Origin of the sequence: Streptomyces sp. GDS52 (genome assembly GCF_052246875.1) — a bacterium.
Lineage (GTDB): Bacteria > Actinomycetota > Actinomycetes > Streptomycetales > Streptomycetaceae > Streptomyces > Streptomyces cathayae.
On the sequence record NZ_CM125966.1, the window covers coordinates 2915618 to 2931680 of the forward strand.

Sequence of the window (16063 nt, forward strand, 5' to 3'; positions counted from 1 at the left end):
CGGGGCCCGCACGAGGGGGCCGAGGCAGCCGCGTACCGACGGCCGCCTCGGCCCCCTCTCAGTCCGTCTGGTGACGGCACGGGGCGGACAGTCCCGTGTCACGGACCGGTTGCCGGATTGCTCACGGTGCGCCGCGTCAGGCCCTCAGATACGCCAGGACCGCCAGCACCCTGCGGTGCGTCTCGGTCGCCGGGGGCAGGTCGAGCTTGGTGAGGATGCTGCCGATGTGCTTGCCCACGGCCGCCTCGGAGACGACGAGTTCACGGGCGATGGCGCCGTTGGACCTGCCCTCCGCGATCAGGGCCAGCACCTGCCGCTCGCGCGGGCTGAGCCGCTCCAGGGGGTCGCGGCGGCGGCGCAGCAACTGGCGTACCACCTCCGGGTCGACGACCGTGCCGCCGTCCGCGACCTCGGCCAGCGCGTCGACGAACTCCTCGACCTGGCCGACGCGGTCCTTCAGCAGGTAGCCGACGCCCGTGCCGTCGCCGGAGTCCAGCAGTTCGGCGGCGTACGCCCGCTGCACGTACTGGCTGAGGACGAGGACGGGCAGAGTGGGGCGCTTCTCCCGCAGCCGTACCGCCGCGTGCAGGCCCTCGTCCTGGAAGCCGGGCGGCATGCGGACGTCCGTGACGACGATGTCCGGGACGTGTTCCTCCACGGCGGCGACGAGCTCCTCCGCGTCGCCCACGGCCGCCACGACCTCGTGGCCGAAGCGGGCGAGCAGGCCGGTCAGCCCGTCCCGGAGCAGCACGCTGTCCTCGGCCAGTACTACGCGAAGCGTTCGGTCCACTCGCAAGGAATCTCCACGCACAACAGGGTCGGGCCGCCCGGCGGACTGGACAGGGAGAGTCTGCCATCCAGTACGGACACCCGGTCGGCGAGTCCGGTCAGTCCACTGCCCGCCCCGGCCTCGGCGCCGCCCCGGCCGTCGTCGCGGACCTGCAGGAAGAGCCGTCCGTCGCGGTGCCCTCCGGTCACCTCCGCGCGGTCGGCTCCGCTGTGCCTGGCGACGTTGGCGAGGGCCTCGCAGACCACGAAGTAGGCGGCGGCCTCGACCGCCCGGGGCAACCGCCCGGACAGCTCCAGGCAGACGTCGACGGGAACGGCGGACCGGTCGGCGGCGTCGGCGACGGCCGCCTCCAGGCCGTAGTCGGCGAGCACCTTGGGGTGGACGCCGTGGATCAGCTCACGCAGTTCCTCCAGCGCCTTGCCCGCCTCCCCGTGGGCCTTGGCCAACTGGTCGGCGAGAGCGCCGGGCGGTGCATCGAGGCGTGCCAGACCGAGGGTCATCGTCAGGGCGACGAGGCGCTGTTGGGCGCCGTCGTGCAGATCGCGTTCGATCCGGCGTCGCTCGGCGTCGAAGGCATCCACCAACCGCACCCGGGAGCGCGTGAGTTCGACGACCCTGGCGCCCAGGTCGCCCTCGCGCGGGGCGATGAGGACCCGGGTGAGTTCGGCCCGCGCGCCCGCCGCCAGGCCCAGCGCGTAGGCGCCCAGGGCGAGGAACAGAAGCCCCAGCACCGCCACGCCGAACGCGGTCGGCCAGGTGGTGACCGTCCACTGCTTGAGCACCTTCGTCTCCTCGCCCTCGCCGACGGTGGCCATCAGCAGCGGGGTGGCGACCGTGGCAAGCGGTAGGGCCAGGGCGGCGGTGACGGCGAGGGCGTCCACCGGCCAGAGCAGGCCGGCGAACAGCAGGGCGTAGCCGAGTTCCTGCCAGGTCGCCCGCTCCCGCAGCCGGGTGGTCAGCCAGGCCCACAGGCCCGCGGCGGTGGGCTGCCGGGGCCGGCCGGGCGCGGGATCACGGTCGACCAGACACAGGCGCCGCCGTTCCACCTGGGCGACGGGGATGCCCGCAAGGGCGGTGAGGACCAGCAGCGGCAGACCCACCACGACGACGGCGAGGACACCGCCGGCGGCAGCCGCGACCACGATCCCCACCAGGGTCGCGGCACCGGCCACCGCCCCGGTCACCAGGTAGACGACCGCGCGCCAGGGCCACGCCGACAGCAGGAAGCTGGGGCCGGACATGGCCTGCCACACGTTCCGAGGGTGCATGCGGATCACCGTAGAACTCCCGTGCGCGGCGAGACCATCGGTCCAGGGGGTGTCCTGGGGGTATGGCAGGCCCTACCCGGTTTCTCGCCCCTGCCGCACTGCGCCGGGGTGATCGCGGACGGTTTCGTGGAGTCACCACGGAGAAGCCGTTCCGCCGAACACGGCGGGAGGCCCGACACCCGACGAGTGGGGACAGATGAACGACGACGCGATCCAGGTGCGCTCCGTCAGCAGGCGGTACGGTTCGGGCGACAGCGCGGTGACGGCCCTCGACGAGGTCTCCCTCGCCTTCCCCAGGGGCACCTTCACCGCCGTGATGGGCCCCTCCGGCTCGGGCAAGTCGACCCTCCTGCAGTGCGCCGCCGGCCTGGAGCGGCCCACGTCGGGATCGGTGGTCGTCGGTGGCACCGAGCTGACCGGGCTGAGCGAGACCAGGCTGACCCTGCTGCGCCGTGAGCGCATCGGGTTCGTGTTCCAGGCGTTCAACCTGCTGCCGTCGCTGACCGCCGAGCAGAACGTGGCGCTCCCCCTGCGCCTGGCCGGCCGTCGCCCCTCCCGGGCCCGGGTGCGCGAGGCGCTTGCGAGGGTCGGCCTCGGCGACCGGGCCCGGCACCGGCCCACAGAGCTGTCGGGCGGTCAACAGCAGCGGGTCGCCCTGGCCCGCGCACTGATCACCCGCCCCGAGGTGCTGTTCGGCGACGAACCGACCGGTGCCCTGGACTCGCAGACCAGCCGCGAGGTGCTGGCACTGCTGCGCGACATGGTCGACCGCGAGGGCCAGACCGTCATCATGGTCACGCACGACCCGGTGGCCGCCTCCTACGCCGACCGCGTGGTCTTCCTCGTCGACGGCCGGGTCCACGGCGAGCTGGCCGGGGCCGGAGCCGACGGCATCACCGCGCACATGACCAAGCTGGAGTCCGTGCCGTGCTGACTGTCGCCCTGCATACCCTGCGCACGCGCTGGGTCACCTTCCTCGGCAGCTTCGTCGCACTGTCGCTCGGCGTCGCCCTGCTCACCGTCATGGGGCTGGTCCTGGCCGCCTCGCTGGACGCTCCGGCCCGCACGCCGGAGCGGTTCGCCGCCGCGCCGGTCGTGGTCCGGGGCCAGGACATTCTGCGGGTGCCGACGCCGGCCGGCGACCGTACGCAGGAACTCGCGCAGCCGCGTGCCGTGCCCGCCCCGACCGTGGCGAAGCTGGAGCGGCTCGGCACCGTCGTCGAGGACCGGTCCTTCCCGGTAAGGGTCCACGGCGGGCCCGGTGACCTGGTGGGCCACCCCTGGTCCACCGCCGCGTTCGCCCCGTACCGGATCGACGCGGGCCACGCGCCGCGCACGGCCGACGAGGTCGTCGTCACCGGCGACTGGGCGGCGCCGGGCGAGCGCGTGCGGACGGACCGGGGCACCCTGCGGATCGTGGGCATCGTACCCGACCGCGGCTTCGAGGACGCCGTCTTCTTCACCGACGCACGCGCCGCCCGACTCTCCCCGTCCAGCGCGCAGTTGGTGGTCGACGCGGAGGTTTCCGCGGTACGGGAGGCGGTGCGGGGCAGCGCGGGTGTGCAGGTGCTCACCGGGGACGACCGACGGTACGCGGACGCCGACCCCGACCGGGACAGCGAGGCGCTGACCGCGATGAACGCCCTGTTCGGCACGGCCGGCGGCGTCACCGCGTTCGTCTCGGTGTTCGTCGTGGCGTCCACGTTCGCCTTCGCGGTCGCCCAGCGACGCCGGGAGTTCGGGCTGCTGCGCACGGCCGGGGCGACGCCGGGTCAGCTCCGCCGGACGGTGTTCGCCGAGGCCCTCCTGGTCGGCGTGCTCGCCTCGGCCTCGGGCTGCGTACTGGGTTCCTACGGTGCGCCGCGGCTGGCGGAGTGGGTGGTCGACTGCGGACTGGCACCGGCCTGGTTCACCATCGGCGACCACACCTGGCCCTGCCACGCGGCCTTCTGGACCGGCCTCGTCGTCGCCCTGTGCGGCGTGGTCGCCGCGTCCTGGCGGGCAGGCCGGACCGGCCCCACCGAGGCCCTGCGCGAGGCGTTCGTGGACGCCGGGGCGATGACCCCGGGCCGGTGGCTGTTCGGTCTCGGGCTGCTGCTGACCGCCCTGGTGACGCTCGGCATCGCCCTGGCCTATGACCCCGGCGACCTGCTGCACCGCAAGACCTATGTGAGCCGGCCGATGCTGCTGATCACCGCGGTCGCGCTGCTCGCACCGGTCGTGGTGCGCCCGCTGATCCGGCTGCTGGCCTGGCTGCCGGCCCGGTTGCCGGGTGCCATGGGCATGCTGGTGGGCGAGAACGCGGCCGCCGGCGTGCGCCGCACCGCGACCGTCGCGGCACCGGTGCTGGTCACGGTCGCTCTCGCGGGCTCGCTGCTCGGTGCCACCACTACGTTGAACGAGGCGAAGGCCACCGAGACCCGCGAACGGACCGCTGCCGTCTTCGTGGTCACCGCGCCGGACGGCACGGGGTTCGACGAGCGGACCGTGAAACGGCTGCGTGCCGTACCCGGGGCGGAGGTGTCGCCGTCCTCGTCGAGCGCGGTGTACGTCCTGGAGGAAGGCGCGGCACTCATCAAGTCCGAGGCACGCGCCGTCACCGGCCCCGAGGCCCTCGTCGCCACCACCAGGCTGCCGCTCGCCGCGGGGAGGGTGTCCGACCTCGACGACGGTTCGATCATCGTCAACGAGGAGTGGGAACGGCACTCGGTGGGCCGCAGCGTGCGGGTGTGGCTCGGGGACGGCACGGAGAGGACACTGCGTATCGCTGCGGTGATGACCACCGGCACCGGCAACAGCGGCGTCTACGTCACCGCGGCCAACGCCCCCGGCGCCCCCGTCGACCGGGTGGACGTCGCCCTCGCCGACGGCGCCGACAGCGGGGCCGTGGCCGCCGGGCTGCGCGAGGCGGTGCGGTCGGCAGACGGTCAGGTGCTCGGCAAGGACGAGTGGGTCGCGGACACCCGTCCGGGGACCAACCGTTCGACCCGGCTCGGCCTTCTGCTGGTCCTCGGCATCGCCCTGCTCTACACCGGCATCTCCCTGGTCAACACGATGGTGATTGGCCACCTCCGACCGGATCCGTGACCTGGCGGTGCTGCGACTGGCCGGGGCCACCCACTGGCAGGTACTGCGGCTGATGTGCGCCGAGTCGCTGCTGGTCGTCGCAGTCGGAGCGCTCCTGGGACTGGCCGTCACCACGCTCAACCTGGCCGGGATGTGGGCGGCCCTGGGCCTGCTCTCGGTACGCCCCACACCCGTGCTGCCGTGGCCGGAGATCGGTGCGGTCGTCGGCGCCTGCGCGTTCCTCGCGGTACTCGCATCGGTCGTCCCGGCCGGCCTGGCCCTACGGCGCCGTGCGGTGGAACTCACGGGCATCCGCTCATGACCACCCGTCTCGACGCGCCGCCGCCGCGCCGCCGAACCGGCTCAGCCCGCCTCGTCGCCCTCGAAGACCTCCGCCGCCGACGTGGCCGTGATCGCCCGGGTGAACCAGACGTCCAACGTGTCCAGGTCACCGCACCCGGCAATACGCTCCAGCTCCTCCGCGGACACCTCGATGCCCCGGCCGTCGAGCAGGCGCAGGATGTCCTCCGTCCGGCCCTCGATCCGGCCCTCGCCCCGGAGCCTCTGAGCAGTCTCCGACTGGAAGAAAGAGAGGTCGACAGCCATCAGATGCCTCCAGAGATCCGCGGCCGGCGTCTTACCGAGGCCTTGTCCGGTGAGTTCGATGAAGGTGCCCGCGGTGTCCTCGTCGTCGGCCGACAAGCCCTTCAGCGCCTTTGCCAGCGCGTTCAGTCTGGCATCGGCGTCCGGATCCCGGCGGTGCAGAGCCGCCGACAGGACCGTGAGCGGAATGTCGCGAGCGGCCTCGTCGGGGCTGGCGATCACCGGCAGACTGTCCGGCCCCAGGACCAGCGGACGCAGGGTGAGCGAGGGCCACTGCGGCGGGCCGATGTCCACCTGCCGGGCGGCCCAGGCCGCGGTGGACCGGTCCGCGCAGACGACGAGGAGGACCGGGGGGATGCCGTACTCGGCGTACAGGTGGGAGAGACAGTACGCCCAGCTCGCGGGCTTGTCGGAGGCCCGTTTCCCCTGGGACTCGACCGCCAGGATGAACTCGCCGTCCTCGGTGTCCATCCTCAGCAGCGTGTCCACCCGGCGCTCCATCGGACGGTTCTCCGTGAGGTCGGTGGGAAGCGGGGAGGCGGAAACAGGCGGCGGAAAGGAAACACCGAGCCCTCTGACGGCACGGGCGAAGAGGCCCGGGTCCTCCTGGAAGATCCGGTGCAGGGCCTCATGGGATGAGCTGAGCATGATCCGAAACTAGGACCGTCTCCCGCTCCACGGCGCGCATATGCCAACCTTTCCCGTGATCAGGTGACATGCCGGACGTGGAGGTTGACACCGCCCGCCAGTCCCCCAGTCCCCTGCGACGCGAAAAGGCCCGCACGACCGAAGTCGTGCGGGCCCTCTCAGGTGCTCGCGGTGGAGCTACCAGGTCGGATCAGCAAGCAGCCGGAGCTTACTTGTTGATCTTGGTGACCTGGCCGGCGCCCACGGTCCGTCCACCCTCACGGATGGCGAACTTCAGGCCCTCTTCCATGGCGATGGGCTGGATGAGCTGCACCGACATCTCGGTGTTGTCACCCGGCATGACCATCTCGGTGCCCTCGGGGAGGGTCACGACGCCGGTCACGTCCGTCGTACGGAAGTAGAACTGCGGGCGGTAGTTGTTGAAGAAGGGGGTGTGACGGCCACCCTCGTCCTTCGACAGGATGTAGGCCTGGGCCTCGAACTCGGTGTGCGGGGTGACCGAACCGGGCTTGATGATGACCTGGCCGCGCTCGACGTCCTCGCGCTTGATGCCGCGGAGCAGCAGACCGACGTTCTCACCGGCCTGGCCCTCGTCGAGCAGCTTCCGGAACATCTCGATACCGGTGACCGTGGTGGTGGTCTTGTCCTGCTTGATACCGATGATGTCGACGGTCTCGTTGACCTTCAGGACACCACGCTCGATACGGCCGGTGACGACCGTACCGCGACCGGTGATCGTGAAGACGTCCTCGACCGGCATGAGGAACGGCTTGTCGACGTCACGCTCGGGCTGCGGGATGGCCTCGTCCACGGCCTTCATGAGCTCGAGGACCGAGTTGCCCCACTCCTTGTCGCCCTCGAGGGCCTTCAGAGCGGAGACCTTGACGACGGGAACGTCGTCGCCCGGGAACTCGTACTCGGAGAGGAGCTCACGGACCTCGAGCTCGACGAGCTCCAGGATCTCCTCGTCGTCCACCATGTCGGCCTTGTTCAGGGCGACGACGATGTACGGAACGCCGACCTGGCGGGCCAGGAGGACGTGCTCCTTGGTCTGCGGCATCGGGCCGTCGGTCGCGGCGACCACGAGGATGGCGCCGTCCATCTGCGCCGCACCCGTGATCATGTTCTTGATGTAGTCCGCGTGACCGGGGCAGTCGACGTGGGCGTAGTGACGCTGCTCGGTCTGGTACTCGACGTGCGAGATCGAGATCGTGATACCACGCTGGCGCTCCTCGGGCGCCTTGTCGATCATGTCGAAGGCCGAGGCCTCGTTCAGGTCCGGGTACGCGTCGTGCAGCACCTTGGTAATGGCGGCCGTGAGGGTCGTCTTACCGTGGTCGATGTGACCGATGGTGCCGATGTTGACGTGCGGCTTAGTCCGCTCGAACTTCGCCTTCGCCACTGGGGTCCTCCTGTGGAGTGGTTCTGTACGCCTTACTCATCGGCGCCAGGTGATCTTTGCTGGAAAGCCCGGGGCCGGGGGCATTCCACCGGTTTTGCGGCGGAATGCCCCGAGCAGGCTCCGGGGTCAAGCCTAAAGCGTGTGAACGGAGTCCGTTACTCGCCCTTGGCCTTCGCGATGATCTCCTCGGCGACGTTCCGCGGAACCTCGGCGTAGGAGTCGAACTGCATCGAGTAGCTTGCGCGACCCGACGTCTTGCTGCGGAGGTCCCCGACGTAGCCGAACATCTCCGAAAGGGGCACGAGGCCCTTCACGACGCGAGCACCGGCCCGCTCCTCCATGGCCTGGATCTGGCCACGGCGGGAGTTGATGTCGCCGATGACCTCACCCATGTAGTCCTCGGGCGTGGTGACCTCGACGGCCATCATCGGCTCGAGGAGCACGGGCGAAGCCTTGCGCGCGGCCTCCTTGAAGGCCTGCGAGCCGGCGATCTTGAACGCGAGCTCGGAGGAGTCCACCTCGTGGTAGCCACCGTCGAGAAGCGTGACGCGGACGCCCGTCATCTCGTAGCCGGCGAGGATACCGAACTGCATGGCCTCCTGCGCACCGGCGTCCACCGAAGGAATGTACTCCTTCGGCACACGGCCACCGGTCACCTTGTTCACGAACTCGTACGAGGTGTCGCCGCCCTCGATGGGCTCGATCGCGATCTGCACCTTGGCGAACTGACCGGTACCACCGGTCTGCTTCTTGTGGGTGTAGTCCACGCGCTCGACGGCCTTGCGGATCGTCTCGCGGTAGGCGACCTGCGGCTTGCCGACGTTGGCCTCGACCTTGAACTCACGGCGCATACGGTCGACCAGCACCTCGAGGTGCAGCTCGCCCATACCGCCGATGATGGTCTGGCCGGTCTCCTCGTCCGAGTGGACCTGGAAGGAGGGGTCCTCCTCGGCCAGGCGCTGGATCGCGACGCCCAGCTTCTCCTGGTCACCCTTCGACTTGGGCTCGATGGCGACCTGGATGACCGGCGCCGGGAAGTCCATGGACTCCAGGATCACCGGGTTCTTGTCGTCGGACAGCGTCTCACCGGTGGTGGTCTGCTTCAGGCCCATGACGGCGACGATGTCGCCGGCGGTCACCGACTCGATCTCCTCACGCTTGTTGGCGTGCATGCGGTAGATCTTGCCGATGCGCTCCTTCTTGCCCTTGACGGAGTTCAGCACGGCGGTGCCGGACACCAGGCGGCCCGAGTAGACCCGGACGTAGGTGAGCTTGCCGAGGTGCGGGTCACTCGCGATCTTGAACGCGAGGGCCGACAGCGGCTCGTCCACGGACGGCTTGCGCGTGATCACGACCTCGGGGTCCTTGACGTCGTGGCCCTCGATGGCCTCGATGTCGAGCGGGGTCGGGAGGTAGCGCACGACCGCGTCGAGCAGGGGCTGAACGCCCTTGTTCTTGAACGCGGTGCCGCAGAACACCGGGGTGATGGTGGTGTCGGTGGACTTGCCGGACGCGATGGTGATGCGACGGATCGCGGCGTGCAGCTGCTCCTGGGTGGGCTCCTGGCCCTCCAGGTACAGCTCCATGATCTCTTCGTCGTTCTCCGCGACGGCCTCGATCAGCTTGCCGTGCCACTCCTCGGCGGCCTCGGTGTGCGTGGCCGGGATGTCGACGACGTCGTACATCTCGCCCTTGGCGGCCTCGGCGGACCACACGAGCGCCTTCATGCGGACCAGGTCCACGACGCCGTTGAAGTCGGCCTCGGCACCGATCGGCAGCTGCATGACCAGCGGCTGCGCACCCAGGCGGTCCTTGATCATGCCGACACAGCGGTGGAAGTCCGCGCCGGTACGGTCCAGCTTGTTGACGAAGCAGATACGCGGCACGCCGTAACGGTCGGCCTGACGCCACACCGTCTCGGACTGCGGCTCGACACCGGCGACACCGTCGAACACGGTCACGGCACCGTCGAGCACTCGCAGGGAACGCTCCACCTCTACGGTGAAGTCGACGTGCCCCGGGGTGTCGATGATGTTGATCGTGTAGTCGTTGTCCTCGAGCGGCCAGTGGCAGGTGGTCGCAGCAGAGGTGATCGTGATGCCACGCTCCTGCTCCTGCTCCATCCAGTCCATCGTGGCGGAACCCTCGTGGGTCTCGCCGATCTTGTACGACACGCCGGTGTAGAACAGGATCCGCTCGGTGGTGGTCGTCTTGCCCGCGTCGATGTGGGCCATGATCCCGATGTTGCGGACCTTGGCCAGGTCAAGTGAAGTGGTAGCCATAAGGCTTCAGTCTTCTCTCGGTCTCGATGTGGGTAGCGACTACCAGCGGTAGTGCGCGAAGGCCTTGTTGGACTCGGCCATCTTGTGCGTGTCCTCGCGCTTCTTCACAGCGGCACCGAGGCCGTTGGAGGCGTCGAGGAGCTCGTTGAGCAGGCGCTCGGTCATGGTCTTCTCGCGACGGGCGCGGGAGTAACCGACCAGCCAGCGCAGCGCCAGGGTGTTGGCACGACCGGGCTTGACCTCGATCGGAACCTGGTACGTGGCGCCACCGACACGGCGGGACTTGACCTCGAGGGTCGGCTTGATGTTCTCGAGAGCGCGCTTCAGCGTGATGACCGGGTCGTTGCCGGTCTTCTCGCGAAGGCCCTCCATGGCGCCGTAGACGATGCGCTCGGCGGTGGAGCGCTTGCCGTTCAGCAGCACCTTGTTGATCAGGGAGGTCACCAGAGGAGAACCGTAGACCGGGTCGATGATGACCGGGCGCTTCGGGGCGGGGCCCTTACGAGGCATTCTTACTTCTCCTTCTTGGCGCCGTAGCGGCTGCGGGCCTGCTTGCGGTTCTTGACACCCTGGGTGTCGAGGGAGCCGCGGATGATCTTGTAGCGAACACCCGGCAGGTCCTTCACACGGCCGCCGCGCACGAGCACGATGGAGTGCTCCTGCAGGTTGTGCCCCTCACCCGGAATGTAAGCAGTGACCTCGATACCGCTGGTCAGACGCACACGCGCGACCTTACGGAGGGCCGAGTTCGGCTTCTTCGGGGTGGTGGTGAACACACGCGTGCAGACGCCGCGACGCTGAGGGGAACCCTCGAGTGCGGGCGTCTTGTTCTTCTCGACCTTGTCCTGCCGGCCCTTACGGACCAGCTGCTGGATCGTAGGCACTACTTCTCCGGTTTCTGTGTGCCGATAGGTACAGCTAACCTGGAACGTCACCGACCCACGCGGTCGGGTGTGTCGAATCCCGCGGACTCCCGGCGCAAGGCAGAAAGAAGCGCATGATCGCGGTGGCCGTTCACAGCCCCCGGCGCGGTCTGACGGCACACGCGGAAGCCAGGGCACACCCCAGGCACAAGGTCTGAGCGTACCTATAGCATTGGCTGCGGTCAAAACAAATGGGCTGTCGCCCCGCCCCCGCGCGCAGCGGGTGAAGCCCGCGAAAGGGAACGATCTTCGAAAGGGCGGCTCCGGCCCCTTTCCGTTCCCCTCACGCGTCGGCCCCCACGCGTCAGCCCGACGCGACACCGAACATGATCAGAAGGAACAGGAAAGCGGCCCAGCCGGCCGTGGACAGCCAGCCGAGCACCAGTCCGGCCACCGCGAGCCCGTCCCCCTGCTCCCCCGTGCGCCGGATCTCCGCACGGGCCATGTGCCCCAGCACCACGGCCGGGATGCCGGTCACCCCGCCCGTCGCCAGGCACAGCACCCCGCACACCATCGACCCGATCGCCTTGTCGTTGGTCTTCTGCCGGGGCAGGAACGTCGCCGGCGCCATGGGGACGTGCTGCTGCACCACCGCGGTCTGCGGCACGGGGCCCTGCGGCAGATCGGCCACCAGCAGCGAGAGATCCGCCACCGTACGGGCCTGATAGGCCCGCGCCACCCGCCGCTCGAGCTCCTGCTGGTCCAGACGGCCCTCCGCGTACCCGGCCCGGAGCACGTCCACGGTGCGCTCCCGGTCCGCGTGCGAGGCCAGCATCGGCGGCCCGCCCTGCTGCGGCCCACCCGGTCCACCCCACGGCTGCGGAGCGCCTCGCCCCTGCCAGGGCTGCCACGACGGATACGGCGACTGCGACACCAGGTACCTCCCCCGACTGCACACGTCATTCCATCATGCGCCCGCGCAAAGCCTTACGGCACGGGCTGCGCGTCACGAAACCGGTACAGGTCACCGGCACAGGTCACTCGCGCACCTCACCGGTACGGGTCGCGGAACGCCGCAGGGCGGCCACCCCGTTCTGTACGGGGTGGCCGCCCTGCGGTACGTCGGGCGACTCGCCTACTGGTTGTACGGACCGTAGTCGTAGTCCTCCAGCGGAACGGCCTGGCCGGAGCCCGTGCCGAACGGCGAGTAGTCGATGTCGTCGTAGCCGACGGCCGAGTACATCGCGGCCTTGGCCTCCTCGGTCGGCTCGACCCGGATGTTGCGGTAACGGGACAGGCCCGTACCGGCCGGGATGAGCTTACCGATGATGACGTTCTCCTTGAGGCCGATCAGGGAGTCGGACTTGGCGTTGATCGCCGCGTCCGTGAGGACCCTGGTCGTCTCCTGGAAGGACGCCGCCGACAGCCACGACTCGGTCGCCAGCGAGGCCTTGGTGATACCCATCAGCTGCGGACGGCCGGAGGCGGGGTGACCGCCCTCCTGCACCACACGACGGTTCTCGGCCTCGAACTTCGACCGCTCGACCAGCTCGCCGGGCAGCAGCTCGGCGTCGCCGGACTCGATGATCGTCACACGGCGCAGCATCTGCCGGATGATGATCTCGATGTGCTTGTCGTGGATCGACACACCCTGCGAGTCGTAGACCTTCTGCACCTCGTTGACCAGGTGGACCTGGACGGCCCGCTGACCCAGGATGCGCAGCACGTCGTGCGGGTTGGTGGCACCCACGGTGAGCTTCTGGCCCACCTCGACGTGATCGCCCTCGCCGACCAGCAGACGGGCGCGCTTCGAGATCGGGAACGCCGTCTCGTCGCTGCCGTCGTCCGGGGTGACGACGATCTTCTTCGTCTTCTCGGTCTCCTCGATCCGGACGCGGCCGGCGGCCTCGGAGATCGGGGCGACACCCTTCGGGGTACGGGCCTCGAAGAGCTCGACGACACGCGGCAGACCCTGGGTGATGTCGTCACCGGCCACACCACCGGTGTGGAAGGTACGCATCGTCAGCTGGGTGCCGGGCTCACCGATGGACTGGGCGGCGATGATGCCGACCGCCTCACCGATGTCGACCAGCTTGCCGGTGGCCAGCGAACGGCCGTAGCACATGGCGCAGGTGCCGACGGCGGACTCGCAGGTCAGGATCGAACGGGTCTTGACCTGCTCGACACCGTGGTGCACCAGCTGCTCGATGAGCACGTCACCGAGGTCGACGTTGGCCGGCGCGATCACCTTGCCGTCGATGACGACGTCCTCGGCGAGCATGCGGGCGTACACGCTGGTCTCGACGTCGTCGCCCTTGCGCAGGGTGCCGTCGGCCTCCCGCGTGGCGATCCGCAGCTTCAGACCGCGGTCGGTGCCGCAGTCCTCCTCGCGGATGATGACGTCCTGGGAGACGTCGACCAGACGACGGGTGAGGTAACCCGAGTCGGCGGTCCGCAGCGCGGTGTCCGCCAGACCCTTACGGGCACCGTGCGTGGCGATGAAGTACTCCAGCACGGACAGACCCTCACGGAACGAGGCCTTGATGGGCCGCGGGATCGTCTCGTTCTTCGCGTTCGACACCAGACCGCGCATACCGGCGATCTGACGCATCTGCATCATGTTGCCGCGCGCGCCCGAGTTCACCATCATGAAGATCGGGTTGGTCTTCGGGAAGTTGTCGTTCATCGCCTCGGCGACCTCGTTGGTCGCCTTGGTCCAGATCGCGATGAGTTCCTGCGTGCGCTCGTCCTTGGTGATCAGGCCGCGCTCGTACTGCTTCTGGACCTTCTCGTCCTGCGCCTCGTAACCGTGGACGATCTCCTTCTTCGCCTCGGGAACGACGACGTCGGAGATGGCGACGGTGACACCGGAACGGGTGGCCCAGTGGAAGCCGGCCGCCTTCAGGTTGTCGAGCGTCGCCGCCACGATGACCTTCGGGTAGCGCTCGGCGAGGTCGTTGACGATCTCGGAGAGCTGCTTCTTGCTGACCTCGTAGTCGACGAACGGGTAGTCCTCGGGCAGCAGCTCGTTGAAGAGCGCACGGCCCAGGGTGGTGTTCAGCCGGAAGCTGTCACCCTGCTGCCACTCCGGCTCGCCTTCCTCGCGCGTCGGCGGGATCCACCCACGCGGCGGGATGGTGCCGACCGGGAAGCGGACGTCGATCCTCGACTGGAGCGACAGCTCGCCCGCGTCGAAGGCCATGATCGCCTCGGCGACCGAGGCGAAGAACCGGCCCTCGCCCTTGGTGTCGCGCATCTCGCCGTCGGTGGTGAGGAAGAACAGACCGAGGACCATGTCCTGGGTCGGCATCGTCACCGGACGGCCGTCGGCCGGCTTGAGGATGTTGTTCGAGGACAGCATCAGGATGCGGGCCTCGGCCTGCGCCTCCGCGGACAGCGGCAGGTGCACGGCCATCTGGTCACCGTCGAAGTCCGCGTTGAACGCGGTGCAGACGAGCGGGTGGATCTGGATGGCCTTGCCCTCGACCAGCTGCGGCTCGAAGGCCTGGATGCCGAGGCGGTGCAGGGTGGGCGCACGGTTCAGCAGGACCGGGTGCTCGGCGATGACCTCTTCGAGGACGTCGTACACCACGGTGCGGCCGCGCTCGACCATGCGCTTGGCCGACTTGATGTTCTGCGCGTGGTTCAGGTCGACCAGGCGCTTCATCACGAACGGCTTGAACAGCTCCAGCGCCATCGCCTTCGGCAGTCCGCACTGGTGCAGCTTCAGCTGCGGACCGACGACGATCACGGAACGCGCGGAGTAGTCCACGCGCTTGCCGAGCAGGTTCTGACGGAAGCGTCCCTGCTTGCCCTTGAGCATGTCGGACAGCGACTTCAGCGGACGGTTGCCGGGGCCCGTCACCGGGCGACCGCGACGGCCGTTGTCGAAGAGCGCGTCGACGGCCTCCTGGAGCATGCGCTTCTCGTTGTTCACGATGATCTCGGGCGCGCCGAGGTCGAGAAGCCGCTTCAGGCGGTTGTTGCGGTTGATCACGCGGCGGTACAGGTCGTTCAGGTCGGAGGTCGCGAAGCGGCCACCGTCCAGCTGCACCATCGGACGCAGGTCCGGCGGGATGACCGGCACGCAGTCCAGCACCATGCCCTTGGGGCTGTTGCTGGTCTGCAGGAACGCGGAGACGACCTTGAGACGCTTGAGCGCACGGGTCTTCTTCTGGCCCTTGCCGGTGCGGATGATCTCGCGGAGGCGCTCGGCCTCCTCCTCGAGGTCGAAGGACTCCAGGCGCTTCTGCAGCGCCGCGGCACCCATCGAGCCGTCGAAGTACGTGCCGAAGCGGTCACGCAGCTCGCGGTAGAGCAGCTCGTCACCCTCCAGGTCCTGGACCTTGAGGTTCTTGAACCGGTTCCACACCTCGTCGAGACGGTCGATCTCGCGCTGCGCGCGGTCGCGCAGCTGCTTCATCTCACGCTCGGCGCCCTCGCGCACCTTGCGGCGCACATCCGCCTTGGCGCCCTCGGCCTCGAGCTCGGCCAGGTCGGTCTCGAGCTTCTTGGCGCGGGCCTCCAGGTCGGCGTCGCGACGGTTCTCCACCTGCTGGCGCTCGACGGAGACGTGCGCCTCCAGCGAGGGCAGGTCGCGGGTGCGGCGCTCCTCGTCGACGTACGTGATCATGTACGCCGCGAAGTAGATGACCTTCTCCAGGTCCTTCGGGGCGAGGTCGAGCAGGTAGCCGAGGCGCGACGGGACGCCCTTGAAGTACCAGATGTGCGTGACGGGCGCGGCCAGCTCGATGTGGCCCATCCGCTCACGGCGCACCTTGGCGCGCGTGACCTCGACGCCACAGCGCTCACAGATGATGCCCTTGAAACGGACGCGCTTGTACTTGCCGCAGTAGCACTCCCAGTCCCGGGTCGGACCGAAGATCTTCTCGCAGAAGAGTCCGTCCTTTTCCGGCTTGAGGGTGCGGTAGTTGATGGTCTCGGGCTTCTTGACCTCGCCGTGGCTCCACTGACGGATGTCGTCAGCGGTGGCCAGGCCGATCCGGAGCTCGTCGAAGAAGTTGACGTCGAGCACTATGCGTCAATCCCTCTCAGGGTCGTAAGTCGTGGGGTCTGAAACGGGGGTCCTGGGGCCGGCCGGAGGTTCAGGGATCTTCATCGCTGAACCTCCGGACCGAAAC

Annotated in this window: 10 protein-coding genes and 1 pseudogene; 2 read left to right on the plus strand and 9 right to left on the minus strand. The window is 69.0% G+C overall.

The genetic code is table 11. The features are described from left to right. Positions 1 to 136: 136 nt before the first annotated feature. Entirely contained in the window at positions 137 to 790 is a 654-nt protein-coding gene (locus ACTWJ9_RS13155) for a response regulator (RefSeq protein ID WP_443295742.1), read from the minus strand. Next, positions 769 to 2058, minus strand: coding sequence for a sensor domain-containing protein (locus tag ACTWJ9_RS13160; RefSeq protein WP_443295743.1), 1290 nt, complete (start codon positions 2056 to 2058; stop codon positions 769 to 771). Before ACTWJ9_RS13160 ends, ACTWJ9_RS13155 begins: the two co-directional genes overlap by 22 nt. Positions 2059 to 2254: 196 nt before the next feature. Here ACTWJ9_RS13160 and ACTWJ9_RS13165 point away from each other — a divergent pair, with 196 nt between their 5' ends. Together ACTWJ9_RS13165 and ACTWJ9_RS13170 are read left to right on the plus strand one after the other, a co-directional pair. Continuing rightward, entirely contained in the window at positions 2255 to 2992 is a 738-nt protein-coding gene (locus ACTWJ9_RS13165; RefSeq protein WP_387036784.1) for an ABC transporter ATP-binding protein, read from the plus strand. Continuing rightward, positions 2986 to 5446 (plus strand): annotated as a pseudogene (locus tag ACTWJ9_RS13170) (FtsX-like permease family protein). The gene ACTWJ9_RS13165 and the pseudogene ACTWJ9_RS13170 overlap by 7 nt, the downstream one beginning before the upstream one ends. 41 nt (positions 5447 to 5487) lie before the next feature. Here ACTWJ9_RS13170 and ACTWJ9_RS13175 read toward each other — a convergent pair. The 7 genes from ACTWJ9_RS13175 to ACTWJ9_RS13205 form a co-directional block, all read right to left on the minus strand. Beyond that, the gene (locus tag ACTWJ9_RS13175) at positions 5488 to 6375 is read right to left on the minus strand and encodes a hypothetical protein (RefSeq protein ID WP_387036788.1); all 888 of its coding nucleotides are present in this window, start codon (positions 6373 to 6375) and stop codon (positions 5488 to 5490) included. A gap of 208 nt (positions 6376 to 6583) precedes the next feature. Beyond that, positions 6584 to 7777, minus strand: a complete 1194-nt coding sequence (gene tuf, locus ACTWJ9_RS13180) for an elongation factor Tu (RefSeq protein ID WP_279334448.1) — start codon at positions 7775 to 7777, stop codon at positions 6584 to 6586. Between the two features lie 155 nt (positions 7778 to 7932). Then, positions 7933 to 10059, minus strand: a complete 2127-nt coding sequence (gene fusA / locus ACTWJ9_RS13185) for an elongation factor G (protein WP_279334449.1) — start codon at positions 10057 to 10059, stop codon at positions 7933 to 7935. 39 nt (positions 10060 to 10098) lie between these two features. Beyond that, complete coding sequence (gene rpsG, locus ACTWJ9_RS13190) at positions 10099 to 10569, minus strand: 30S ribosomal protein S7 (protein ID WP_003974303.1); 471 nt, start codon at positions 10567 to 10569, stop codon at positions 10099 to 10101. Between the two features lie 2 nt (positions 10570 to 10571). After that, positions 10572 to 10943: a 30S ribosomal protein S12 gene (rpsL, locus tag ACTWJ9_RS13195; RefSeq protein ID WP_003948652.1), complete on the minus strand. Its 372-nt coding sequence runs from the start codon at positions 10941 to 10943 to the stop codon at positions 10572 to 10574. A gap of 343 nt (positions 10944 to 11286) precedes the next feature. Beyond that, a complete protein-coding gene (locus ACTWJ9_RS13200) occupies positions 11287 to 11856 on the minus strand; it encodes a DUF1707 and DUF4190 domain-containing protein (RefSeq protein ID WP_279334450.1) in 570 nt (189 codons plus the stop codon). A gap of 201 nt (positions 11857 to 12057) precedes the next feature. Beyond that, the gene (locus ACTWJ9_RS13205) at positions 12058 to 15957 is read right to left on the minus strand and encodes a DNA-directed RNA polymerase subunit beta' (RefSeq protein WP_279334451.1); all 3900 of its coding nucleotides are present in this window, start codon (positions 15955 to 15957) and stop codon (positions 12058 to 12060) included. Between the last annotated feature and the right edge of the window lie 106 nt (positions 15958 to 16063).